Source organism: Burkholderiaceae bacterium DAT-1, from assembly GCA_019084025.1.
In the GTDB taxonomy this organism is placed as follows: Bacteria; Pseudomonadota; Gammaproteobacteria; order Burkholderiales; family Chitinimonadaceae; genus DAT-1.
The window spans coordinates 459834-485301 of record JAHRBI010000002.1 but is presented as its reverse complement, the minus strand read 5'-3'; the positions used below and the strand labels follow the sequence as shown (position 1 = coordinate 485301).

The following is a 25468-nucleotide window of genomic DNA, read 5'->3' as shown; positions in this document are numbered from 1 at the left end:
GTGCCCTTGCACTTGATGATTCATGCTCTTGGCTGGACACTGATTCACTCACTCTGGCAAATCGCACTGATTTGCTGCCTATGCGGCGTGATCCAGGTCTGCTTCAGAAACAGCCATCCGCGCCGTCGCTATGTTGTCTGCCTCATTGCGTTGCTGGCTTGCGTATTATTTCCTGTCGCCGAATTCACCACCCGCCTGATGGCAATCCGGGAGGCAGGCGGGCTTGCAACGATGCACATGACATCGCAAGCAGCAGATACGCTCAGCCGCTGGATAGCCTTCACCGAGGCTAATTTGAATGCATGCGTCAGCCTCTGGGCCATCGGCGTAATTTTCATGGGTGCACGCATGACCTCGGGTCTGGTCTGGCTCCATGCCATGCGACGCGCGGGTCACCGTATGCCCGACCTGGAACGTCGCATCGCCCCCTTTATGGCCCGACTCAATATCCGTCGCGACATTATGGTTCGTGCGGTAGATCACCTCACCACCCCGATGACGTTCGCCACCTTTCGACCAGTCATTCTGGTGCCTGTTGCGCTGCTCGGACAGATCTCGCCTCATTATCTGGATGCATTACTGGCGCATGAACTCGCCCACATCAAACGATTTGATTACTGCATCAACATTTTACAGGGAATGGTAGAAACCCTTTTATTCTTCCATCCCGGCATCTGGTGGCTATCGCGCTCGGTTCGTCATTTACGCGAAGAAATCGCCGACGATCTGGCAGCAAGTGCACTCGATGACGCCTGCGTATTAGCACACGCACTCAATGAGCTCGAACAGTTTCAATCTTCCCCCCATCCACTCGCACAATCCGCCCATGGAGGAGCACTCGTGTCCCGTATCAAACGACTGGTTCGCCCCGAACGCCGGGCGATCAGCTGGAAAATGACCTTTCCAGTGATCGGCCTAGCAGCCACCTGCCTGATTGCTCAGGCAAAGCCGACCCATCCTCATCCAGTCCCTGCCAAGGCAGAAAGTGTGGTCGCCGCCGCAACGACGTCAGAGGCGACGCCCATCCGGGCAGCTGCACTGCGTTCTGCCAATGTACTGGTTGTCGATGAAGATTCCGGCAAAGTACTCGTGGAGAAGAACGCGGATCATATCGTCCCCATTGCCTCCCTAACCAAGTTAATGACCGCCATGGTGATTCTGGATGCTCGTCAAAATATGAGCGAGGCCATTCAGATCGATAAGGCTGATGTCGACACCCTAAAGCATTCAACCTCGCGCGTTCCCGTCGGCGCAAAACTCCCTCGCCGCGAAGTGTTGCAACTGGCACTGATGTCCTCCGACAATCGTGCAGCGAAAGCATTGGCTCGAAACTATCCGGGTGGTTTGCCAGCTTTCCAGCGTGCCGTTCAATCCAAAACGCGAACCTTGGGCATGCAGCACACCACAATTCTTGAACCTACCGGTTTATCACCTGCGAATACGTCTACTGCCAGCGACCTGATCAAAATGGCGGAGGCGGCCGCAAAATACCCGGAGATCAGTGATGTCACCACAGACTCGCGTGAAATCATCAAGGTAAAGGGGCGTCAGGTGGAGTACCACAATACCAACCATTTTGTGGGTAAAAAGGGGTGGGAAATCCTGCTTTCCAAAACCGGCTATACCGTCGAGGCGGGGCGCTGCATGATCATGCGACTCAAATCTGCAGGCAAGCGATTCACCATGGTCTTGCTCAATGCGGATGGCTCAGCGACACGTGCCCGCGACATTATGAATATTAGAAAAATGCTGGAAAAACAGGGCTAAAGCTAACAGCACAAGCATCGTCAAAGTGCAACAGGTGCAGCGTAATACCGCTGCACTTGAACCATTCATTTCTCTCAGCACGACACGCCAAGGCGAATTTGCAACACCGTTCAAAGAATCATTTGTCTTATTTGATTTTGGTTTACCCATCGATGGGTAATTGACGCTAATCTCAATCCCAGTCGCGACCACGCGGTCAAAAACCTGACGGGGAACGGATGATTGATGCGAGGAAGGATTTAGTTCTGGTTGTCGAGGATTGCCCCGTGCAGTCCCGGCAAACAATGGACGTACTGGATGCAGCTGGATTTTCGGTAAGCCATGCGCCAAATGGTGCACAGGCCTTAAAGCTGCTTCAATCGTCCGAGCCCGATTTAATCTTGAGCGATGCCGTCATGCCTGTGATGGATGGCTTTGATCTTGCACGGGCTGTTAAACAGAACAAGCGCTGGCAACATATTCCCTTCGTCCTGCTTACGATTCTGGACGACACCGACGATCTTATTCGCAGTCTAAAATCCGGTGCGGATCATTTTGTCCGCAAACCTTGCGCCCATGCGGACCTCGTGGCCAGATTGCGCCATATTTTGCACCCGGAGCGAGTCGGACCCAACGATACCGAATCCTGGATGACGCATCCACCGGACATTGGCAAGCTGGATGTTCCCCCGCAGCGTCTATTCAACTTGTTGATTTCAACCTATCAGCAGGCTGTTCATATCAATCAGGAGCTCAAAGCACGTGAAGCCAGCGTCCGTGATTTAAATAGGCGACTCATGCAACGCTCTGCCATGCTGGAGGCAGCCAACCTCGAACTCGAAGGCTTTGCCCATTCGCTCACACACGATCTGAAGCAGCCACTCGAAGTCATGAGCGGGCACCTGACCCAGCTCGAAAAGTACTGGCAGCATGCGCCGGTCGAGGCCAGACAAGCGTTAGAGGCGCTGGGCATCCAGTCAGAGCGCATGGAAGTGCTGGTCAATAATTTGCTAGAGCTTTCGCGTGCCGCACATGCTCGACTCAATATCGAGCGTATAGACCTAAGTGGCATGATTCGGCAGATCATTTCCCGCTTACTCCCCGACAGCATGGCCGCACACGCCATGATCCGCATCGATCCGGATATTATAGTTACCGCAGATCAGCGCGCATGTACCGTCATGCTGGAAAATCTCGTTCGCAACGCCATTCAGTTCGCCTCTCCGGGCACGCCACTGGAACTTGATGTCCACTGCCGCATGAGTGGCAATGAGGTGGAGTTCTGGATTGAAGACAACGGGGTGGGGTTTGACGCCCGCATGGCAGATCGATTATTCGAGCCATTCCAGAATTTACGCACCCATGGTAACACTCATCTCGGACCGGGCATTGGTCTCGCAACGGTCAAACGGCTGGTAGACAGACATGAGGGACGGATCTGGGCAGTATCGCATCCGGGTGAAGGCAGTAGCTTCCACATTGCGTTACCTGTTCGACCCCTTACGCCATCCATGCGTTGAACCATGCGAGTCAAACCCAACATCCCCTCGCATCGAGCCCGCATCTATCGCTATCTCGGCTTTTTCGCGCTTGTCTCGCTTGCGATCTGGATTTCCCTTGGTTATTACCTCTACCATCGCCATCAGGTGGTCCAGCAGATTCTGACCCAGACCGATCTCAACCATACAGGCATTCGCGCCTTACACCAGGGACTCAGCGCCCCCGCGTTCGAACGGATGATCCATATGCGATGGCAGCATGAGCTGACACGTTCGGTGACTATCGCGGCTGCATTCGAATGTGTCTTTGGTCTGCTATTGCAATTACTGTTCAACTTGAACCGCCGTGCTGACCGCGTGATGCGTGTGCAATATGAGACCGCACATGGCTATCGCTCGCTTTTTGACAATATGCGAAATGGTTTAGCCTATTGCCGCTTACTCACCAGCCAGGGGGCACCTTCCGATTTCCTGCTGCTGCGGGTCAATGACGCGTTCGAGCGTATGACTCGCACGACCCGCAGTGAAGGACAGCGCATCAGCGAACTCTTTCCGGATGTGTTTTCGCTCAATCCCGAGCTGCTGACCATTATGGATCGCGTCGTGCAGAGCGGTGTGGCCGAAAAGTTTGATATCTATTTCGATGCCGCCAATGTATGGTTTGCGATTTCGGCCTATAGCCCACACCCAGGTCACTTCATTGCCGTCCTCGAAAATATATCCGAGCGCAAACAACGTGAATATGACTTGATGCGCCATGGTACTGCCATGGAAGCCAAGGTCAGTGAACGCACCGCCGAGCTCAGCGCACTCAACGAAAAGCTGCACCTCGCACTCGAAGCTGCACGGGCGGGCAGCTGGGAATTCCATGTCCGTAACGGCATCTTTACTGGCACCTCGCGGGCGCAGGCTCTATTTGGTATTTGCGGCTTAAACCCAGTCCGAACACGTCATTTGTTTATGCATGTGCATCCGGATGATCATGCCCGGATGGCGGAAGCGTTTCTGAACACGCTCGAACACGGTTTACCGCTTAATGTCGAACTGCGGATCAGTGCTGCGGACAGTGCCGTACGCTGGATCAGTCTCGAAGCCAATCGAAGTATCGGCCCCGATGGCACCCGCCTGACGGGACTGGTTCGCGACATCAGCGAGCGCAAAACAATCGACCTGCAACTCGAGATGGCATCCAGCCAGGCAAGACAAGCCAATGAGGCCAAATCCGCTTTTATTGCCAATATCAGCCATGAAATCCGAACACCCATCAGTGCGCTGCTGGGGATGACACAGCTGATCGAACATCGCGCCGGTACCGAGGAGATCAGACAGCTCGTATACAAGATGCGTTCTGCCGGTACCACCCTGCAGGGCTTGGTGAACGATATTCTCGATTATTCCAAAATCGAGGCGCATCGCCTGACACTTGAGCATCAGCCTTATGCATTCAGGGAAGTACTGGACAATCTGGATGCCATGATGCGTCCGGTTGCAGAAAACAAAGGCATCCGCCTCGACATTCCCTATCCGGCTGACCAAACAATCACTCTGATTGGCGATGCACTTCGCCTTGAGCAGATCTTGATCAATTTGGTGGGCAATGCCATCAAGTTTACACATACAGGACAGGTCAGCCTCCAGACTTCGATTCTGATCCTAAATTCGGATACCGTCCGATTGCGCTTCACGGTATCCGATACCGGTATCGGCATACCGCAAGACAAGCAGGCGATGATCTTCGATATGTTTTCGCAGGCCGATAACTCCACAACACGCCGGTTTGGCGGCACCGGTCTCGGGCTTGCCATCAGCCGCAACCTCGCCAGAATGATGAACGGCGACATTCTGCTCGACAGCACGCCGGGAAAAGGCAGTGTGTTCTCGGTTAGCGTTGAACAGCGGATGTCACAGCACACGATTCATACGCATGAACCGCACCCAGTGTATGTACAGGGCAGCCTGAATCAACTGCGTATGCTGGTTGTAGATGATAACGAAATCAGCCGGGAAGTGACCGCTGCCCTCCTGCTAGACGAAGGTGCGCAGGTCGAAACTGCATCGGATGGATTGAGGGCACTGGATATCCTGCAACAGCTACGTGGGGGCATCGATGTCATTCTCATGGATATACAAATGCCCGGACTGGATGGGTATACAACCAGCCGCGAGATCCGCCAACGCTATGGCAACCGGATGCGCATTATTGCGCTGAGTGCGGGGGTGTTCAAAGAATACGAGGCAGATGCCCGCACAGCCGGGATGAATGGCTATTTATCCAAGCCGCTCTCGCCCACCCACCTCAAGCAGATTCTGCAAATGGGGATTGATCACCTACCATTGCCGGAGCCGCGCAGTCACCTTAGATCCGCACCGCACGATACGATTGATATCGAAAAAGGTTTAGCCTCATGGAAGACAGAAAGTCGCTTTCATGAATACCTCCGGCTGTTTGCCGAGAGCTACAAGGATGCTGCAAGCGACATCCAGCGACTTCTGGATCTCCAGCATCTTCAGGACGCGATGCGACTTGCGCATTCACTTGCGGGATCTGCAGCGTCTGTTGCCTTACCAGAGGTGGAATGCATCGCCCGCGACCTGGAAAGCGCGCTCAGACGCGGCCAACCCACAATCGAAGATCTCGCGAAACTGAAACGCGCACTGGAAGAGACACTGCACGCCATCCATGCACTGACCAGCTCGGGCCCGACTCCTGCAACATCACACGCCTTCTACTAAGCGCATACCATTCCAAGCACACAACATTGATTCGTACACAATCCTTGATCCTGATCATGTCTGTTTTTGCCTGACTCGATTAAGCTGCATGCATTCAATGGAGTCCAGTACATGAACGCGCCTGCCGGTTTGTCACAACATATCCAGTTTGACCGATCCCTGATCGAACGCATGTCCGCATCCGGGCCTCGCTATACATCCTACCCGACTGCGGATCGCTTTCATGGCGGTTTTGCTGAAGCAGATTATCGGCGACTGGCCAGCATGGCATTCAGCGAGAGCGAGCACCTTCCACTCTCGCTCTATGTCCATATCCCGTTTTGCAATACCGTGTGTTATTACTGCGGATGCAACAAGATCATCACCAATAACAAGGCGCGGGCAGATCAGTATCTGGATTACCTGCAAAAGGAAATCGAACTGCAGGCCCCGCTATTCAAAGGTCGCAGCAGAGTCGAGCAATTGCACTTTGGCGGGGGTACGCCCACCTTTCTTTCCGATGAACAACTCACTCGCTTGATGAATCTGCTGCACCAGCAGTTCGCATTTGCCGACGACGAGACAGGCGAATACTCAATCGAAATTGATCCTCGCAAGGTCAGTGCGGATACGGTGCGACTTTTGCGCTCGCTCGGATTCAATCGCATGAGCGTAGGGGTACAGGACTTTGATCCCAAGGTACAGGCTGCCGTCAATCGCATTCAAAGCGAGGCCGAGACGCGACTGGTCATTGATACCGCACGCGAAGCAGGCTTCAAATCGGTTTCGATCGATCTGATTTATGGCTTGCCCGAACAGAGCGAAGCCAGCTTCAATGCAACGCTCGACAAGATCATCGAGATTCGCCCCGATCGCTTGTCGGTCTATCACTACGCGCACCTGCCCCAGATGTTCAAGGTTCAGCGTCAGATTGATGAATCCACCCTGCCCGCCTCAGATACCAAACTGAGCATTCTCGCCAATACCATCAGCAAGCTCACCGAGGCCGGCTATGTGTATATCGGCATGGATCACTTTGCCCTGCCTGAAGACGAACTGGCCAAGGCACAGCGTGCGGGTACTCTGCATCGAAACTTCCAGGGCTACTCCACCCACGACGATATTGATCTAGTCGCGCTCGGCGTGTCGGCCATTGGCAAGATCGGCCCGAGCTATAGCCAGAATGAAAAGGAAATCGAGGCATACTACGCCGCGCTTGATGCAGGACGCCTGCCGATTTTCCGAGGCATGGAACTGGACACAGATGATCGCATCCGTCGCGATCTGATTCAGCACCTAATGTGCGATTTCCGTCTGGATTTCAATGAGATAGGTACGCGCTGGCACATCGACACGCAGACCTATTTTGCAACGGAACAAGCAAAACTGGCCGAATTCGAAGGGCTGGGCCTGATTCAGCAACAGGATGGTGTACTGGTAGTGAGCGAAAAGGGTCGCCTCTTGGTCCGCAATATCGCCACAGCATTTGACCGCCATCTACGCGAACGTGAAAAGGCCGGTACCTTCTCCAAATTGGTGTAATCAGCCACGCATGAAAAAGCCAGTCAGCATTCACTGACTGGCTTTTTTGCCAAACGGATACTTACGGCAAGTCGACTTAGCCGTTGGCCTTGGCAAAATCATGCATAAAAGCGCTGAGCGCCTTCACACCTTCAAGCGGCATCGCGTTATAAATAGAAGCGCGCATCCCACCCAGTGCTCGGTGCCCCTTGAGTTGCAGCAAGCCGCGCTCGGCAGCACTCTTCAGGAACACATCGTTCAACTGCTCATCAGCCAGACGGAAGGGCACATTCATGCGCGAACGGTATGGTTTCTCGACCGGCGCATGATAGAAACCACCTGACGTATCGATGGTTTCGTACAGCAAGGCTGCCTTCTCGATATTGCGCTGCTCGATGGCCTGAATGCCGCCTTCTTTCAGTGCCCACTTGAACACCAGACCCGACACATACATGGCCCATGTCGGCGGTGTGTTATACATCGATTCGCCATCCACCTGTACGCGATAGTCGAACATCGTAGGCGTACCTGGCAGCGGTTTACCCGGCAGATCATCGCGGACAATCACAATTGTCAGACCAGCAGGTCCAATATTTTTCTGAGCCCCCGCATAGATCAGGCCAAACTTGCTTACATCGATCGGGCGCGACAAAAAGTTGGACGACATATCGCTTACTAGTGGTACATCACCCGTTTCGGGTACGAACGGGAATTCCAGACCACCGATGGTTTCGTTCGAGGTGTAGTGAAGATAAGCGGCGTCGGGGTTGCAGTGCCATTCGCTTTGCTTTGGCACATAGCTGTATGCGCGGTCATCGCTGGATGCAACGACATTCACTTCAGCATAACGGCGTGCTTCCTTGATCGCGAGTTTGGACCAGTGACCGGTATCGACAATATCAATGGATCGCTTATCTCGGATCAGATTCATCGGCACCATGGAAAACTGCATGGATGCCCCGCCTTGCAGGAAGAGCACCTTATAGTTTTTCGGAATGCCCATCAGTGCACGCAGATCTTCTTCAGCTTCCGCCACGATCTGCATGAACTCCTTGCCGCGATGGCTCATTTCCATCACCGACATGCCGGAGCCATGCCAGTCCAGCAACTCGTTCTGCACTTCAAGCAACACTTCCCGCGGCAGCACCGCTGGCCCTGCACTGAAATTGAATACCTTGCTCATGCTTCCCTCGCTTGCCCTTTGCGGGCTTTTACCGCTGGCACTGGTGTGCCTTGTCAATCAACCATTACGACAACAAAAAGTGCGCGCGTGCTACCGCAACCGGTTTAGATTCGTCCTCTTGCCAGGCCGTCATGCGCACATTGGCCACGCGCTTTCCCTGCTTGGTGATGTCACAGCGAGCATACAGCGTTTGAGCCTTACCCGAGCGCAAAAAATCGAGTGAAAAATCGATGGTGCGCGGCACATCCGCCGACTCGCGTGCCCAGACCAGATGCAGCAATGCCGAATTTTCCAGAAACCCGCCGATCACCCCACCATGCAGTGCTGGCAGATGCACATTGCCAACATTTTTCTGATCAAAGGGCAGAATAAACAGCGGCATGCCATTCTCTTCCGTCATCTGCACGCCCAGTAACTGAGCATACGGGATTTGTTCGATGATGGCGTCGTAATTGCCGGATTCCTTTGCCGCATGCAATTTTTCGAGCTGAACCATACTTAGCTCCCCTTCACATCTGCATTGCCGCCTACTGCAGCATGGCTGGAATCACGCATAAAGGTGGCAACACCATGCGCAATCGGCTGATCATTGCCTTCCTGATACGCAGTGGCGCGTGTAAAGGCAATCTGTTTTCCCAGACGATAGCATTCTGCCGTGCAATAGACAGCCAATCCCGGAGAAGCGCCGCGCAGATAATCAATGCGCAGGTCCAGGGTCGCGATTGCTTCATTTCTATCCAGCATGGACATCACGGACAAGGCGCTGGTGGTATCAATCAGCGAGGTAATCACCCCGCCATGCAGCACACCGGTGCGAGGATTCCCCACCAGTTTGGTATCGTATGGAATGCGCATGGTGGCGCGTTCGCGCTCACCCAGCACAAACTCCAGACCGATTGTTGCGGAATGCGGAATGGCACAAAACCAGCGCGCAACCTCGTCGAACATGACCGGATTGGCGACCGGTAATGACATCGGATGCATATACATCTCCCGAGTACAGGCGGATACCGTCCTGCCTCAAGTTTGGCACGAAAAAACAGGTCTGATGGATAAATCGCGGCGTGATATGGCAATCCATCTTCACGCAAACGTTTACCCAGATCAGACCCGCTGCTAACCGGATCGTGACTTCTTATTCGGCGGCATCGCCCTCAGCGATGTCACCTTGATCCGGGGGCGTCTCCTCGTCGCCTTCTTCTTCGGTTTCAATGACTTTTTCGACACCGGACAAGGTCTCGCCGGCATCCAGATTGATCAGGCGCACACCCTGTGCGGCACGGCCTGTTTCGCGTACTTCGGCCACCTTGGTGCGGATCAGCACACCGCCAGTGGTAATGAGCATCAGCCCATCGGTTTCCTGCACCAGCGTCGCCGACACCAGCTTCAGACCGGTCTTATCAGTCAGGTCCATGGCGATCACGCCCTGAGTACCACGGCTGGTATGACGGAATTCGCTGATATGCGTGCGCTTGCCATAACCGCCATCGCTAGCGGTCAGGACGTGCCAGTCTTCCGACTCGGCTACCAGCAGGGAAATCAGCTCGTTGCCATCCTGCAGCATCATACCGCGCACACCGCGCGCTGCACGGCCCATGGCGCGCACATCGCTTTCATCAAAGCGCACGGCCTTGCCTGCGCTGGAGAACAGCATCACCTGATGCGAACCATTGGTAATGGCCACGCCAATCAGACGATCGCCCTCGTCTAGATCCACTGCGATAATGCCCTTCTTGAGCGGACGCGAGAAATCGGACAGCGGGGTTTTCTTCACGGTACCGCGTGCGGTGGCCATAAAGATGAAGTGATCGTCAGTGAATGCCTTCACCGGCAGAATCGCATTGATTTTTTCGCCGTCCTGCAGCGGCAGCAGATTCACGATCGGCTTGCCACGCGATGCACGGCCACCTTGCGGTACTTCGTACACCTTCATCCAGTACACACGTCCCAGGCTCGAGAAGCATAGGATGAAGTCGTGCGTATTAGCGACGAACAGGTTGTCGATGAAATCGTCGTCCTTGGTGGCAGTTGCCTGCTTGCCACGACCTCCGCGCTTCTGGGCGCGATATTCGTCGAGCGGCTGAGACTTCATATACCCAGAATGGGAGAGCGTCACCACCATATCCTGCGGCGTGATCAGATCTTCCATATTGATATCGCCGCCATGCGCCACGATTTCGGAACGACGCGGATCACCAAACTGAGTCTTGATCTCCGTCAGATCGGTACTGATGATTTCGGTCACACGCTCAGGACGCGCCAGAATATCCAGCAGATCCGCAATGGTTTCGAGAATTTCACGGTAATCGCCGAAAATCTTGTCCTGTTCCAGGCCGGTCAGACGCTGCAGACGCAGATCCAGAATCGCTTGCGCCTGCACCTCAGAGAGGCGATAGCCTTCTGGCGTCAAACCAAGGCCTGCCGGTGCATCGGCAGGACGACAGACATCCCCGCCTGCACGCTCCAGCATTTCCACAACCAATTGCGACTTCCAGACGCGTGCCACCAAGGCAGCCTTGGCTTCCGGCGGCGTGGCCGATGCTTTGATCAGGGCGATGATTTCGTCGACATTCGCGAGCGCAACAGCCTGACCTTCGAGGATGTGTCCGCGTTCGCGTGCCTTGCGCAGTTCGTATACGGTACGACGCGTCACGACTTCGCGGCGATGACGCAGGAAGCATTCCAGCACCTGCTTGAGGTTCAACAGGCGCGGCTGGTTATCAACCAGCGCCACCATATTGATCCCGAAGCTATCCTGCAGCTGGGTTTGCTTGTAGAGATTATTCAGTACGACATCCGGCACTTCGCCGCGCTTGAGTTCGATGACCACGCGCATGCCGGAGCGGTCGGATTCGTCACGGATTTCGCCAATGCCTTCGATCAGCTTTTCACGCACCAGCTCGGCAATGCGCTCCAGCAACTTGGCCTTGTTCACCTGATACGGCAGCTCATCCACGATGATGGCTTCACGATCGGCCTTACCGATGGGTTCGACGTGCGTGCGCGCACGGATCACCACGCGGCCACGGCCAGTGCGATAGCCTTCCTTGACACCCGCCGTACCATAAATGATACCTGCGGTTGGGAAGTCAGGTGCCGGAATGTATTCGATGAGGTCGTCCACACTCAGATCGGGGTTACCCATGAGCGCCAGACAGGCATCCACCACTTCGCCGAGATTATGCGGCGGAATATTGGTAGCCATCCCCACAGCAATACCGGTGCCGCCATTGATCAGCAGATTCGGGACGCGGGTCGGCAACACCAGCGGTTCGGACTCGGAGCCATCGTAGTTCGGACCAAAATCGACGGTTTCCTTGTCGATATCTTCGAGCAGGGTATGCGCAATCTTGGCCATGCGGATTTCGGTGTAACGCATGGCGGCAGCATTATCACCGTCCACGGAACCGAAGTTACCCTGACCATCCACCAGCGGATAACGCAGGGAAAAATCCTGCGCCATGCGGACGATTGTGTCATAAACCGCAGTATCACCGTGCGGGTGATATTTACCGATCACATCGCCAACAATACGTGCCGACTTCTTGTAAGCACGATTCCAGTCGTTGTTCTGTTCGTGCATCGCAAACAACACGCGGCGATGCACAGGCTTCAAGCCATCCCTGACATCCGGCAAGGCACGCCCCACAATCACGCTCATGGCGTAATCGAGGTAGGAGCGGCGCATTTCTTCTTCGAGGCTTACCGGAATGGTTTCTTTAGCGAACTGTTGCGAGTCGGTCATGTGAGGACGGATAGCCGGATCTTGGTTATAGACGAAAATTTTACCACGACCGGCTTCTACTCACCAATTTGCCTGAAAATGTCATGCGTTTGCGATTGATATGTAACATTACCCTCATATAAACTTCGCTCCATTCATCGACGCTATTGACACTGCCTCATAGTTCGTCGCTGCTGGTCACCCCAATCAAGGAGAATAACGATGAAATTTGCAACACGTAAGCTGGCACGTCTCGCTATTGGCGCAGCACTCGGCACCGCCGCCGTATCCGCTTTTGCGATCGAAGGTTACACCACTGATTCGCAAGGCAAGATCGTGCGCAATGCATTCGGCGAATGCTGGCAAACCAGCTCGTGGACAAAGGACAAGGCTGTTGAAGGCTGCCAAGGTTATGTCGCACCGGCGCCTGCTCCTGTTGTTGAAGCACCGAAGCCTGCTCCTGCGCCGGCACCTGTTGTGGAAGCGCCGAAGCCAGTTGCTCCGGCACCTGCCAAGATGGAAACCATCACCCTGAACGCATCCGGTTTGTTTGATCTGGACAAGGCCACCCTGAAGGACGAAGGCAAGCAATCCCTCGAGTCCGTGGCTGCCGTGCTGAACGAACGCAAGTACGATGCTGCCAAGACCAAGATCACCGTTGTGGGCCACACGGACCGTCTGGGCAAGGCCGACCACAACCAGAAGTTGTCCGAAGCACGCGCCGCTGCAGCACGTGACTTCCTGGTGAGCAAGGGCGTTGCTGGCAACATGATCAGCTCCGCAGGCAAGGGTTTCTCCGAGCCGGTCACCAAGCCTGAAGACTGCAAGAAGGTCATGAAGAACAAGTCCAAGCTGATTCAGTGCTACGCACCGGATCGCCGCGTTGTGATCGAAATCTCCGCAGTGCGCGAAGCTCAATAAGGCTGCACAATCAAAAGCCCCGCGACGCGGGGCTTTTTACTTTCAGGCGGGAATAGCAGATGAGTGACGACAACAAGCAGCAAGACCCATTCGCCATGTTCCGGCAATTCTGGAAACCCATGGAGCAGCATATGGGCGGGTTTATGCCCCCACTCTCCGAAGAAGAACTTTCCAGAAAAATCAATGAACTAAAAACAGTCGAGGGCTGGCTCAGTCTGCAACTTTCCATGCTGCAAATGACCATCAAAACCATGGAAATGCAGCAAACAGCCCTCTCGACCCTCAAGCGCAGCACTGATCAGGGCGATCACAAACCGTGACACACGCTCAGGACGCGGCTTGTTCACCGGGTGCAACATTGCCGGACACGTGACGATATAGTAGCCAGGCCGCCAGTCCCAGCAGCGTAGAGCAGAGTGCGCCAATCGCCAGATGTGCTGCCGAATGCGCGAGAAACGGCGAGATGACGCCCGCAATGACCGCATTCAGCATGAGGGAAGTGAATGACTGCAAGGACGATGCCGTTCCGCGCTCATGCGGATACAAGTCCAGCAGCATCAGGGTCAGCGTCGGAAAGGCGAGCGCCACACCCACGCCATTCCCAAACACCGAGAGCACAGCCCATGGCCATTCCATCCTAGGGGCATAAAGGCAATACACCAGATTTGCCACCCCTGCCGCGATCATGATGATATACGCAAGGCGGATTGTAGCTGCCGGAAAGCTTCGGCCGGCGCGCTTGCCGGACATCCACGCCCCCGTCATCATCCCCAGAATCATGGGAATGAAAAACCGCCAGAAATCATGCGGCCCATAGCCCAGAATATTCATGATAAATACCGGCGCTGATGCGATGTAAATAAACTGCGCGCCAAAGTTAAAACAGCCTGAAATCGTCAGGAGCATGAACTGGCGATTGTTCAGCATGCGCCAGTAAGCGCCAAATAAAGGCGCGAATTGCAAAGGCATGCGATGCGATTGCTCGTGCGATTCCTCCAGCCATTTCACACATGCCACGTATACCAGTACTGCGAAAATCGCCAGCAGCCAGAAGATGGCTTGCCACCCCAGGCGGGTACCCACAATCCCGCCAATGATCGGGGCGATGGCCGGGGCAATTCCGAAGATCATGGTAATGCGCGACATGACTTTTTGCGCATCGCTACCATGAAAGCGATCGCGAATAATCGCCCTCCCCACAATCAGGCCTGATCCTGCCGAAACGCCCTGTACGGCTCGCCAGAACAATAATTGCCAGATCGATGTGGACAGCGCACATCCAACCGATGCCCCGGCAAAAATCAGCGTCCCCCACAGGATCACCGGTTTACGCCCCAGCGCATCCGACAAGGGACCATGCAGCAATGCCATCAATCCATAAGCAAACAGATACACGCTAATGGTTTGCTGCATTTCGACATTGCCAACATGCAAATCGCGCGAGATCTCCGGAAACATCGGAAAGACCGTATCAATGGAAAACGGCCCCAGCATGGCGAGCGCAGCCAAGAGCAAGATGAGGATGGATTGCGGCGAGGCAAAGCGAGGCATAAACGAACCAGACCGGAGCAGATCCGGGCATGTAAGGGGAAACCTGTATTGTTGCCTGAATTCGTACTTAGCTCCAGATACAGCCGGATAAAAAAAGGCCCGCACAAGGCGGGCCGAACATCAACGACAAACGAAATCGTTATTGCATCAATCGCTTGGCTTAGTGACTGCCTTCGCTGCCAGCCATCAGTTTCACGTTACCGCCGACGGCAGCCGTATTGATGGTGACGACGCGCTCCGATGCAAACTTGAGCAGATAGTGCGGGCCACCGGCCTTGAAGCCAGTACCGGACAGACCTTCACCGCCGAATGGCTGCGAACCCACAACCGCGCCAATCTGGTTGCGATTGACGTAGAGGTTACCCACACGAGCGTGGCGGCGAACGGCGTCCACGGTGGAATCCAGACGGGTATGCACGCCCATGGTCAGACCGAAGCCCAGCGCATTCACGGCCTTGACGGCAGCTTCAACGCCACCAGTCGGGAAACGTGCCACGTGCAGGACCGGGCCGAAGGTTTCTTCGGTCGGCAAGGTGCTCAGTGTCACTTCAAAAGCGCGTGGCGCCACGAATGCACCATGTGCACATTCGTCGGTGACAGCGCTGGCGCCGATCTGCCGAGCAGTCTTGGCCAGATTGTCGCAGTAAGCGTTCAGGTCACGCTGTGCCTGACGATCGATTGCCGGGCCCACATCTGTGGACAGCTGCAGCGGATCGCCCAAGCGCAGTTCGTTCATGGCCTGACCCAGACGTTCCATCACCGTGTCGGCGATGTCGTCCTGCACCAGCAGGATACGCAGAGCGGAGCAACGCTGGCCGGCCGAGTTAAACGCGCTTTGCAGCACATCGATAATCAGCTGTTCAACGTGAGCCGAGCTATCGGCCACCATTGCATTCAGACCGCCGGTTTCGGCAATCAGACTGGCAATGGAGGAGTTGCGCGAAGCCAGCGTGCGGTTGATCTTCCATGCAGCGCCAGTCGAGCCTGTAAAGGCCACGCCAGCAACACGACCATCGCCCAGCAGCTTGTCAGACAGGCCACCGGACTCACCCGGCAGATAGTGCAGCACATCAGCCGGAATGCCTGCATCCAGCAGTGCTTCGATGGCGCGCATGCCAATCAGCGGGGTACGACGGGATGGCTTGGCGACGACGGTATTACCCGCAGCCAGCGCAGCACTGATCTGGCCGAGGAAAATCGCCAGCGGGAAGTTCCACGGGGCGATACACACGAATACGCCACGACCATACATGCGCAGCTCGTTCGACTCACCCGTCACACCCGGCAGGCTGATGGGCTGACCGAACAGACGCACAGCCTCGGCGGCGTAGAAGCGCAGGTAGTCCACCGCTTCACGCAGCTCACCCAGCGCATCGGGCAGGCACTTGCCGGATTCGCGCGACAGCAGGAACAGGAATTCGTCCTGACGGGCTTCGAGCAGGTCAGCCGCCTTGTTCAGGATGGCAGCGCGTGCTTCAGGCGTGGTGGCATGCCAGTCATCAAATGCAGCATCGGCCTTGTTCAGCGCACCCTCGACTGCGGCAGCATCAGCAGCCACTTGCGTGCCGATTTCGATGCGCTCATCTACCGGAGACACGCGCCTCTGAACCGTGCCACTCAGACGCTGACCACCGACGATCGGCTGAGCGGAGAAGGTTTGATTCGACAACGCAGCCAGACGGGTGCGCAACTGATCGAGGGTAATGGTATCGGCCATGCTGAATCCTTGACTGTTCAGACGGGGGGCGAACACCGCGCTTGGCGGGATCACACCGGCAGTAATCGGTTTGCTTTGTACATCGTCCACCGGACTGGTCGCGATGGTTTCCACCGGCACATCCGGATTGGCGAGCTGATGCACAAACGAAGAGTTGGCGCCATTTTCCAGCAGGCGACGAACCAGATATGGCAGCAGCGCATGGAAACGACCGACCGGCGCATACACGCGGCTGGCAATGCCTTCTGCTTCGAATATCTGGGTATGCAGCGCTTCGCCCATACCGTGTAGGCGCTGGATTTCAAAGGCGCGCTCGGTGCCGCGTGTGCGTTCGAGCAGCCAGGACAGTGTTTGCGCATTGTGGCTGGCAAACTGCGGGTAGAAGAGCTTGCCGTAGTCGAGCAGCTTGGCTGCGCAGGCCATATAGGCCACATCGGTATGCGCCTTGCGGGTGTAGACCGGGTAGCTTGGCAGGCCGTTTTGCTGGGCGCGCTTGATTTCGCTATCCCAGTAAGCGCCCTTCACCAGACGGATGGGCAGCTGGCGACCGGTATCGCGGGCCAGCTCGGCCAGCCAGTCGATCACAAACGGTGCGCGGCGCTGATAGGCTTGCACCACCAGACCCAGACCACTCCAGTTTTTCAGGGCCGGTTCGCGGATGAGCTTTTCGTACATCCACAGCGAGATTTCCAGACGCTCGGACTCTTCCGCATCGATACTGAACACCAGATCTGCACGCGACGCTGCCAGCGCCAGATCGTACAGACGCGGATACAGCTCGTTCATCACGCGATCGCGCTGACCGAATTCATAACGCGGATGAATCGCGGACAGCTTGACCGAGATCGACTGACGCGCAAAACCGGTTTCTTTGTCAGGATTGGCAGCGAGTGCGGCAATCGCCTGATGGTAGGCCTTGAAATAGCCTTCCGCATCGGCATTGGTCAGCGCCGCTTCACCCAGCATGTCGTAGGAATAGCGCCAGCGTGCATCGGAGTTGGCCAGTGCTTTTTCGATGGTTTCGCCAACCACGAAATGCTCGGCCATCACCTTCATACCGATCTTCATGGCGGAGCGCAGCACAGGCTCTCCCACACGGCGGGCAACAGCGCCCAGCCAGTTGGCACGATCCGACATTTCCAGCCAGAAGCCAGTGAATGACAGACCGTGGCTGGCCATATCAACCAGCCAGGTGGCGGTCTCGGACCGGCGCCAGTCTTTTTCGTCGAGCAGATCGCGGATCAGCTGATCCTGCGTATTGCTGTCTGGCACGCGCAGCAGCGCTTCGGCTAGTGCCATCAGCGCAAGACCTTCGTCGGTGCCGAGGCCATAGCTTTGCAGGAATGCTTCAAAGTGATTATCACTTGCCGCCTTGCGTACGCCTTCGGCCAGCACCATGGTGCGGCGACGAACTGCGTCTTCCTGTGCTTGCGACAGACGTGCAAGCGGCAGGAGACGGGTAACCGCTTCCACCTCGTCGGTGAAAAGGTTACCGCGTATCGCTTCAAAGCCGGGTAGGCTTGTCGGCAAATCAGGGTAAAGAGGTGTCTGGTTCATGACTTGGGTGTCTCTCCAAAGATGGCGCATGGTATCGTTGTCGCTACCGAATGTGCTGCTGATTTACGCATCCTTTTCGGGATAAAATCTGGTCAATCTTAAAAATTTAGCGAGAAATTTCGATGCATAGCACCATAGACCGCATTGATCGCAAGATTCTGCGGGAATTGCAGAATGATGGCCGCATCTCCAATCTCGATCTCAGCCGGCGAATCGGGCTATCCGCCACAGCCTGCCTCGAACGGGTCAAACGTCTGACGCGTGATGGATACATATTAGGATATGGTGCACGCCTGAACCCGGAACTACTCGACGCAGGGTTGCTGGTGTTCGTGGAAGTGGTGCTGGATCGCACCAGCCCCGAGGTATTCGACCGGTTCAAGCAGGCAGTGCAGGATCATCCCGAAGTACAGGAATGCCATATGGTGGCAGGCGGCTTCGACTATCTGATCAAGGCACGTGTGAAAGACATGAAGGCCTATCGGGACTTGCTGGGCAGCGCGCTGCTCAGCTTGCCGGGTGTGCGCGAGACTCACACCTACGCCGTGATGGAGGAAGTGAAAGACTCACCCGCCATTCACATCGCCCCATAATGGGCAATTCGATGCACCCAAGTGCAGTGAATCCGTGCAGCAAAAAGCGGCACACGGTAAAGTGTCGGCATCAGCTGCTGTGCAGCGCAACACATTGAAAGACCGACGACGTGAAACAGTATCTGCAACTCGTTGAAGACGTCCTGACCAACGGAAGCTGGCAGGACAACCGCACCGGTATCCGCACCTGCAGTGTGCCGGGCGCCATGATGAAATTCGATCTGCAGGCAGGGTTTCCTGCAGTCACCACCAAAAAGCTGGCATTTAAATCGGCCATCGGCGAAATGGTCGGATTTTTGCGCGGCTATCGCAGCGCTGCGGACTTTCGTGCGCTGGGTTGCAAAGTGTGGGATCAGAATGCCAATGAGAATGCACAATGGCTGGCCAATCCCTACCGTCTGCAAGAGGACGATCTGGGTCCGGTATATGGCGTGCAATGGCGTAACTGGCCTGCTTACAAGATGATCAGCCTCAACGAGCCAAATGGCCAGGCGCAAATCACCGACGCCATCAAACGTGGCTACAGCCAGGTCGGTACATGGGACGATGCCGAAAAGGGGCCGAGCGTGGTGTTGTACAAGGCCATCGACCAGCTGCGTCAATGTGTGGATACCATCATGAATGATCCGGGCAATCGCCGCATTCTGTTCCATGGCTGGAACTGGGCACAACTGGAAGAAATGGCGCTGCCGCCCTGCCACCTGCTCTATCAATTCCTGATCAACCAGAGCAAGCGGGAAATTTCGCTGTGCCTGTATATTCGCTCGAACGATATCGGATTAGGTACGCCATTCAATCTTACCGAAGGCGCCGCGCTGACCCATCTGATCGGCCGCCTGACGGGATACACGCCGCGCTGGTTCACCTACTTCATCGGCGATGCGCATATCTATGAGAACCATCTGGATATGCTGAATGAGCAATTGAAGCGTGAGCCCTTACCTGCTCCGAAGCTGGTACTGTCTGACCGCATTCCTGATTACGCCATCACTGGCAAGTACGAACCAGAGTGGCTGGAAAAAGTGGAACCGACCGATTTCTGGCTGGAAGGCTATCAGCATCATCCGCCACTGACTGCGCCGATGGCTGTATAAACGCAAATCGTCTCCAAATTCCATCACTCAAACCGGCTGCGACGCCATTAAAATGGCGTTTTCCAGACAGACGGTGGCATAACATTGTCACAAGAAGGGATTTTAAATAAACATTCGTATGTATTTGCACGGATGTTTAGGTAAAATCCCGCCCTTTCACCTTTTTCCGGACCACACGACCATGTCCAGTGTGCTTCAATCACTATTAGGCATGAGCTGCCTAATGCTGCTCGCATTCGTTTTTTCCACAGACCGCCGTTCGATCAACTGGCGTCTGGTGTCCTTCGGGATTCTTTTGCAGGTGCTCCTCTGCCTGGTGATTGCGCACGTGCCAGCTGCAAGCGAGGCATTCAAAGCAATCAGTATGAGCTTTGTGAAGCTGCTCTCATTTGCCCGTGAAGGTGCCAAGTTTGTCTTTGGTAACGATCTGGCTTCACCCGATGGCAAGCTTGGCTTTGTCTTCGTATTCAACGTGATGCCGATTGTGATCTTCTTTTCGGCCTTTACGGCCTTGCTTTACCACTTCGGCATTCTGCAGAAGATTGTGGTGGTATTTGCCTGGATCATGAAGCGCACCATGGGTCTCAGTGGCCCGGAAAGCCTGGCCGTTGCAGGCAACATCTTTCTGGGTCAGACCGAAGCGCCCTTGCTGGTTAAACCATTTATCAAGGGCATGAGCCGTTCCGAGCTGATGACCATGATGACGGGTGGTCTGGCTCATTTAAGCGGTTCAGTATTGGCTGCCTACGTGACCTTCCTGGGGGGCGCCGACACCGAAGCTCAGGCACGCTTTGCCTCCTACCTGCTGCTGTCATCCGTGATGAACGCGCCGGCTGCCATCATGTTTGCCAAGATGCTGCTGCCGGAAGTGGAGCGCGATCCGACTGCCCAGCAGAAATTCGAATACGACCACGGCCACCACGGCAATGCCATCAATGCCATCGTGCAAGGCACTGCCGATGGCGTGAAGCTGGCAGTGATCATTGCGGCGATTCTGGTAGCCTTCGTCTCACTGATTGCGCTGGGTAACCACTTACTGCATAACGTGGTTGGCACCTGGTTCGGCATCAATGAATGGATCAAGGCCAGCACAAATGGTGCATTTGATGGCCTGTCGCTGCAATACCTGTTTGGCGAAGCCTTCCGCCTGATCGCCTACGCAATTGGCGTCAGCTGGAACGAGAGCTTGCATGTCGGTTCGCTGCTCGGCCAGAAGGTGGTCATCAACGAGTTTGTGGCCTATCTCGATCTGGCACGCATGAAGGGCGAGCACCTGCTGTCTGACCGCTCCATTGTGATCTCGACCTTTGCGCTGGCATCCTTCGCCAACTTCAGCTCAGTGGGGATCTGCGTGGCCGGTATCGGCTCAATGGCGCCCAATCAGACCAAGCACCTCGCATCAATCGGCATGCGTGCGTTGTTTGCAGCGGTGCTGGCAGGTCTGTGTACCAGCTGCGTTGCCAATATCTTCCTGTTCTAAGTTGAATCGGGCGGCACACGCCGCCCATTTCAATCTGCACATGCCACTGGCCACCTCTAGTCAGTGGCATTTTTCTTGCCAGTGTATTCCCTACGCTATTGCTCTACACCTTCCGCAGCCCGCCCCAGCCAGTCCCGCACAGCGGTTGTGCAAGCGGCGCAGACCCATCGCTTCACCGTCTACATATAACATCCATGGACTCCCCTTACAGCCAAGCGGGAAGCAATCAAGTCTATATTTATCCCCCGCATATAAACGCTGAACATGAAAAAAGGGACCCAGCGGGTCCCTTTTCTTACTTGCGAGCATCATGCGAACGATGTCACGTTCGCATTTGCAATCGGGGTTTTCCCCGATACGCTACTTACTAATTATTGCTTGGCTGATTCAGCACCGTGCATCCAGGTTACCAGCTTGCCGGAAATCGTCCACAAGCCCAGACCGAATACCACCAGGAACACTGCCAGACCACCGAAAATGGTCAATTCGCCCGCTTGCTCTGCATAGCCGCCGATCATGCCAGCCAGCTTGTTGGCGATTGCATTGATCAGGAACCACACACCCATCATCAGGCTGGCCAGACGCATCGGTGCCAGCTTGGTCACCATCGACAGACCAACCGGCGAAATGCACAGCTCACCCATGGTATGGAACAGGTATGCCAGCACCAGCCAGATCATGGCAGCCTTGCCATGCGCAGCCTGATCGTAAGTCGCACCCACCATAAACAGAAAGCCGATCGCGGTCAGAATCAGACCCAGAATCATCTTGACGGGTGTACTCGGATTTTTGCCTGCACGACCCAGCGCACCCCAGATCATGGCAAAGACAGGTCCCAGCAGAATAATAAAGACTGGATTCACCGACTGGAACCAGCCAGCGGGCACTTCAAAGGAACCGACAAAGCGATCAGTCTTTTCCGATGCATAGATGTTCAGCAAACCGCCAGCCTGTTCGAACGCAGCCCAGAACAGCACCACGAAAGTAAACAGCACGAACACGACGCGCATGCGATCCCACTCGACCTTGGTCAGTGGCTCTTTCTTGCCACCACTTGCTTCAAGCGCCAGTTTCGCGCCCGGCTTGGTACCGATCTCACCCAGCAACGACTTGGCCAGTGCAAGCTGTACAACCACCGACAGCAGCATGCCCGTACCAGCAGCCATATAGCCGTACTTCCAGCCATAGGCAGGATTTTCACCCAGCGTGGAGCAAATAAACGGGGCGATGAACGCGCCCGTGTTGATCCCCATGTAGAAAATGGTGAATGCCGAGTCACGACGGGAATCACCAGACGGGTACAGATCACCCACCATGGTGGAAATGTTCGGCTTGAAGAAACCGTTGCCGACAATCAGCAGACCTAGGCCCACGTAAAACAGGTTAATGTCATGGGGAACAGAGGCAGACAACAGGAACTGACCCGCTGCCATGATCAAGCCGCCGATAATGATGGATTTACGCTGACCCAGGAAGTTATCAGCCAGCCAGCCGCCAAACAGCGGTGTGAGGTAACACAAACCTGTGTAGGTGCCGTAGATACTCAAGGCTTCTGCCTTGTTCCAGCCAAAGCCAGGGTTGATGGCTTCAGTACCTGCAACCAGTGTCAGCACCAACAGGGCGCGCATGCCGTAGTAGCTAAAGCGTTCCCACATTTCTGTGGCGAACAACAGGAACAGCCCTTTCGGGTGGCCAAGGAAGGTACCGGCCGGAACGTTTGAACTCATATAAACCTCAGAGGGGTGTCTTGCAATCGCAACAACGGCAGCCTCATGAGCTGCCGCTAAAATGAATCAAGGCGGCTAAATAGCATATATCGCAACGCAACAACAAGCCAAAACCCCTCACCTTCTTGCTTACATCAATAAATTAGCGAACCACCCATTCAATTTCGTTATTTTTACAACAGTAACGCAGGATATTGGCATATTTTCGCACCACCACAGCTTGGAAGTGATGCTAGTAGAGCGCTAGAAATCGCCATGCTTTAGCTCAGGCGAGATAAGATCGACGACAGTACATCCCGCCATTCGCCCCGATGGGTTTGTCGCCAAATCAACATATGCCGGGGATACCAGGGAGTCGTATCCCCCTGTCTTGGCCAGCGCCAATCAGTTTTCCAGGCGGGAAGCAGCACCCAACAGGGGATGCCGAGCGCGCCGGCAACATGTACAGCCGCCGTATCAACGCTAATCAGCAAATCCAGATTGGCGATTGCGGCCGCCAGATCACCGAAATCCTGTATGTCTGCCCCAATATCCGTGACCATCGCCGTGTCACGAAGCACACTGCGCTCGCCGGGCTGCATGGCAATCCAGTGCACATGATTGAGTGGCGACTCATACAGCATCGACAGAGTCGTAAAACTCGGCATCGAGCGATCGGCATTATTTTCGTGACCGGGATTGCCGTGCCACACGAGGCCTATTTTCCGTGACGGCATGGTCAATTTTGCCTGCCACATCGTTTGCTTATGCGGGGGAACATGCAAATAGGGAATGCTGGCAGGAATGGTGTCAGGCATGGTGCCAAACAGGCACGGCAGACTCATCATCCAGCACCAGAGGTCATGCTCGATAATCTGAGACTCGGTAATTTCCGGGCCGATCAGCTGATCTACGCCATCCAGCGTTGCAAGCAAGGGCATAAGCGGGTATCGGCAAACGACGGTAATGCGTCGCGCACCGCGCGCTTTGAGCATGGGAAGATAGCGGCAGAAGTGAATGGCATCGCCAAAGCCTTGCTCGCACCAGATCAGTATGGCCTTACCCGTTACATCGTCACCCTGCCAGGACGTTACGCGACCCGTCATCATACTTAAGGCCGGATGCGGAGCATTCCCCGCCCACCGAGCTTCATGCAAGCGCCAGCCCTCTGCATAGCGCCCCTGGCTCAGGTAGAGCTGTCCAAGGTTATTTCGAGCGGATGGATAATCGGGTTGAAGACTCAGCGCCCGTAGAAAACACGCTTCTGCGGCAGCAAGTTGCAGCAAATCGGCGTATAGGACACCCAGATTGGAATGAATCGCCGCGCAATCGGGCTGCAACTCGCGTGCATGCTGGTAACACGCCATTGCTTCCGAGGTGTGTCCGAGCTTGACCAGCACGCCCGCCAGATTACTGAGTGCATCGCCATTGTCGGGCAAAAGCTGGACAGTCAGCCGATGCCAATACACGGACTCATCGAGTCGCCCCAGCTTCTGCAGTACGAGTGCCAGATTTCCTGCCGCCAGAGGGTGTCCCGTATCGCGATATACATCACGAAAGCACTGCTCTGCTTCGACCAGGCGACCCGTCTGCATCCAGTCGATGCCCTGAGCGATCTCCCCTACAGGTTCCGGTGCAGGTTTGTTTGCGGTTTCCAGACTATCCATCAACCCATCCTGTCATCAGCACACCGGACTCATCCTAGCATCACGGAAAGCGGGGAATGCAGGCTCGGCAATGGCTGTCGCATTTATGCTTTGATACTGACCATGAAAAAGGGCAGTCCGCTTACGCGGCTGCCCTTGGCAAACTGCCTGTTCGAGAGACGTTTTTGTATTAGAACTTGGTACCGATACCCACACCGATCAGGGTCGGGTTGATAGTCAGGGTACCCAGATTGGCACCAGCTGCCTTCACATCAGTCTTCAGCCAGACCTTCTTGACGTCGAAGTTAACAAACCAGTCCTTGTTGATAGCGACGTCGAAACCGGCTTGCAGAGCGCCACCGAAGCTGTTCTTGTCGATATCGAGAGGGGTCGAACCAGCCTTCAGATCATTGCTGTAGAAGCGGGTGTAGTTCACACCGACACCCACGTAAGGACGGAAGTCAGCCTTCGGGCTGAAGTGGTATTGTGCAGTCACGGTCGGAGGCAGCACGCTCACCTTACCCAGGCTTGCACCACCAGCGGTCACTTCGTGACGCGAAGTACCCAGAATCAGTTCAGCACCGATGTTTTCTGTGACCATGTAGGTGAAGTCGAGTTCAGGAATGGTGTCCTTCTTCACATCGACATTCAGGGTCGACAGGGTGTCAGAGGTGCTTACGCTCGGGCCAACATTGACCACACGGCCACGGACCAGCAGGTCACCGGCATCAGCCATGGCAGCGGACATGGCAACAGTAGCGATCAGGGAAGCAAGGAATTTGGCCTTCATGTTTTTCTCCAGTAGGTTCGCTTTCCGT

The 25468-nt window shown here is 55.2% G+C and carries 18 protein-coding genes; 9 read left to right on the top strand and 9 right to left on the bottom strand.

Annotated elements, in window-relative coordinates; all coding sequences use genetic code 11:
• The 4 genes from KSF73_05355 to hemN all read left to right on the top strand — a co-directional run bounded on the left by KSF73_05355 (position 1) and on the right by hemN (position 7499).
• Entirely contained in the window at positions 1 to 1767 is a 1767-nt protein-coding gene (locus KSF73_05355) for a serine hydrolase (protein MBV1775136.1), read from the top strand.
• A 266-nt stretch (positions 1768 to 2033) separates the two neighbouring features.
• Positions 2034 to 3266, top strand: coding sequence for a hybrid sensor histidine kinase/response regulator (locus KSF73_05350; GenBank protein ID MBV1775135.1), 1233 nt, complete (start codon positions 2034 to 2036; stop codon positions 3264 to 3266).
• 3 nt (positions 3267 to 3269) lie between these two features.
• Positions 3270 to 5978 (top strand): response regulator, encoded by a 2709-nt coding sequence (locus KSF73_05345; protein ID MBV1775134.1) that lies wholly within the window; start codon positions 3270 to 3272, stop codon positions 5976 to 5978.
• A gap of 111 nt (positions 5979 to 6089) precedes the next feature.
• Positions 6090 to 7499, top strand: coding sequence for an oxygen-independent coproporphyrinogen III oxidase (gene hemN, locus KSF73_05340; protein MBV1775133.1), 1410 nt, complete (start codon positions 6090 to 6092; stop codon positions 7497 to 7499).
• A 76-nt stretch (positions 7500 to 7575) separates the two neighbouring features.
• On the opposite strand, the gene serC is transcribed toward hemN, so the two are convergent.
• The 4 genes from serC to gyrA form a co-directional block, all read right to left on the bottom strand.
• Positions 7576 to 8661 (bottom strand): 3-phosphoserine/phosphohydroxythreonine transaminase, encoded by a 1086-nt coding sequence (gene serC, locus KSF73_05335; protein ID MBV1775132.1) that lies wholly within the window; start codon positions 8659 to 8661, stop codon positions 7576 to 7578.
• A 64-nt stretch (positions 8662 to 8725) separates the two neighbouring features.
• Positions 8726 to 9157 (bottom strand): PaaI family thioesterase, encoded by a 432-nt coding sequence (locus tag KSF73_05330; protein ID MBV1775131.1) that lies wholly within the window; start codon positions 9155 to 9157, stop codon positions 8726 to 8728.
• A 2-nt stretch (positions 9158 to 9159) separates the two neighbouring features.
• The gene (locus tag KSF73_05325) at positions 9160 to 9645 is read right to left on the bottom strand and encodes a PaaI family thioesterase (protein MBV1775130.1); all 486 of its coding nucleotides are present in this window, start codon (positions 9643 to 9645) and stop codon (positions 9160 to 9162) included.
• A 151-nt stretch (positions 9646 to 9796) separates the two neighbouring features.
• Positions 9797 to 12406: a DNA gyrase subunit A gene (gene gyrA / locus KSF73_05320; GenBank protein ID MBV1775129.1), complete on the bottom strand. Its 2610-nt coding sequence runs from the start codon at positions 12404 to 12406 to the stop codon at positions 9797 to 9799.
• A gap of 201 nt (positions 12407 to 12607) precedes the next feature.
• On the opposite strand from gyrA, the gene KSF73_05315 reads away from it, so the two are divergent.
• Positions 12608 to 13306, top strand: coding sequence for an OmpA family protein (locus KSF73_05315; GenBank protein ID MBV1775128.1), 699 nt, complete (start codon positions 12608 to 12610; stop codon positions 13304 to 13306).
• A gap of 59 nt (positions 13307 to 13365) precedes the next feature.
• Positions 13366 to 13626: a hypothetical protein gene (locus KSF73_05310; GenBank protein MBV1775127.1), complete on the top strand. Its 261-nt coding sequence runs from the start codon at positions 13366 to 13368 to the stop codon at positions 13624 to 13626.
• Between the two features lie 7 nt (positions 13627 to 13633).
• Here the strand turns inward: KSF73_05310 and KSF73_05305 are convergent, their stop codons facing one another.
• Together KSF73_05305 and putA are read right to left on the bottom strand one after the other, a co-directional pair.
• The gene (locus tag KSF73_05305) at positions 13634 to 14857 is read right to left on the bottom strand and encodes a multidrug effflux MFS transporter (GenBank protein MBV1775126.1); all 1224 of its coding nucleotides are present in this window, start codon (positions 14855 to 14857) and stop codon (positions 13634 to 13636) included.
• A 160-nt stretch (positions 14858 to 15017) separates the two neighbouring features.
• The gene (gene putA / locus KSF73_05300; GenBank protein MBV1775125.1) at positions 15018 to 18131 is read right to left on the bottom strand and encodes a bifunctional proline dehydrogenase/L-glutamate gamma-semialdehyde dehydrogenase PutA; all 3114 of its coding nucleotides are present in this window, start codon (positions 18129 to 18131) and stop codon (positions 15018 to 15020) included.
• Between the two features lie 122 nt (positions 18132 to 18253).
• Here putA and lrp point away from each other — a divergent pair, with 122 nt between their 5' ends.
• The 3 genes from lrp (at position 18254) to KSF73_05285 (ending at position 21298) form a co-directional block, all read left to right on the top strand.
• A complete protein-coding gene (lrp, locus tag KSF73_05295) occupies positions 18254 to 18724 on the top strand; it encodes a leucine-responsive transcriptional regulator Lrp (GenBank protein ID MBV1775124.1) in 471 nt (156 codons plus the stop codon).
• A gap of 110 nt (positions 18725 to 18834) precedes the next feature.
• Entirely contained in the window at positions 18835 to 19818 is a 984-nt protein-coding gene (locus KSF73_05290) for a thymidylate synthase (protein ID MBV1775123.1), read from the top strand.
• Positions 19819 to 20041: 223 nt separating this feature from the next.
• A complete protein-coding gene (locus KSF73_05285) occupies positions 20042 to 21298 on the top strand; it encodes a hypothetical protein (protein MBV1775122.1) in 1257 nt (418 codons plus the stop codon).
• Between the two features lie 371 nt (positions 21299 to 21669).
• Here KSF73_05285 and KSF73_05280 read toward each other — a convergent pair whose 3' ends face one another.
• From KSF73_05280 to KSF73_05270, 3 genes are all read right to left on the bottom strand, one after another.
• On the bottom strand, positions 21670 to 23025 hold the full coding sequence (locus KSF73_05280; protein ID MBV1775121.1) for a peptide MFS transporter: 1356 nt from the start codon (positions 23023 to 23025) through the stop codon (positions 21670 to 21672).
• A gap of 260 nt (positions 23026 to 23285) precedes the next feature.
• Complete coding sequence (locus tag KSF73_05275) at positions 23286 to 24671, bottom strand: tetratricopeptide repeat protein (protein ID MBV1775120.1); 1386 nt, start codon at positions 24669 to 24671, stop codon at positions 23286 to 23288.
• Positions 24672 to 24840: 169 nt separating this feature from the next.
• Complete coding sequence (locus KSF73_05270) at positions 24841 to 25440, bottom strand: outer membrane beta-barrel protein (protein MBV1775119.1); 600 nt, start codon at positions 25438 to 25440, stop codon at positions 24841 to 24843.
• Positions 25441 to 25468 lie beyond the last annotated feature (28 nt).

Coding starts and splice junctions, on each gene's coding strand:
- KSF73_05345 (MBV1775134.1), top strand. CDS start 3,270: ATGCGAGTCAAACCCAACATCCCCTCGCATCGAGCCCGCATCTATCGC.
- hemN (MBV1775133.1), top strand. CDS start 6,090: ATGAACGCGCCTGCCGGTTTGTCACAACATATCCAGTTTGACCGATCC.
- serC (MBV1775132.1), bottom strand. CDS start 8,661: ATGAGCAAGGTATTCAATTTCAGTGCAGGGCCAGCGGTGCTGCCGCGG.
- KSF73_05330 (MBV1775131.1), bottom strand. CDS start 9,157: ATGGTTCAGCTCGAAAAATTGCATGCGGCAAAGGAATCCGGCAATTAC.
- KSF73_05325 (MBV1775130.1), bottom strand. CDS start 9,645: ATGCATCCGATGTCATTACCGGTCGCCAATCCGGTCATGTTCGACGAG.
- gyrA (MBV1775129.1), bottom strand. CDS start 12,406: ATGACCGACTCGCAACAGTTCGCTAAAGAAACCATTCCGGTAAGCCTC.
- KSF73_05315 (MBV1775128.1), top strand. CDS start 12,608: ATGAAATTTGCAACACGTAAGCTGGCACGTCTCGCTATTGGCGCAGCA.
- KSF73_05310 (MBV1775127.1), top strand. CDS start 13,366: ATGAGTGACGACAACAAGCAGCAAGACCCATTCGCCATGTTCCGGCAA.
- KSF73_05305 (MBV1775126.1), bottom strand. CDS start 14,857: ATGCCTCGCTTTGCCTCGCCGCAATCCATCCTCATCTTGCTCTTGGCT.
- putA (MBV1775125.1), bottom strand. CDS start 18,131: ATGAACCAGACACCTCTTTACCCTGATTTGCCGACAAGCCTACCCGGC.
- lrp (MBV1775124.1), top strand. CDS start 18,254: ATGCATAGCACCATAGACCGCATTGATCGCAAGATTCTGCGGGAATTG.
- KSF73_05285 (MBV1775122.1), top strand. CDS start 20,042: ATGCTGCTCGCATTCGTTTTTTCCACAGACCGCCGTTCGATCAACTGG.
- KSF73_05280 (MBV1775121.1), bottom strand. CDS start 23,025: ATGAGTTCAAACGTTCCGGCCGGTACCTTCCTTGGCCACCCGAAAGGG.
- KSF73_05275 (MBV1775120.1), bottom strand. CDS start 24,671: ATGGATAGTCTGGAAACCGCAAACAAACCTGCACCGGAACCTGTAGGG.
- KSF73_05270 (MBV1775119.1), bottom strand. CDS start 25,440: ATGAAGGCCAAATTCCTTGCTTCCCTGATCGCTACTGTTGCCATGTCC.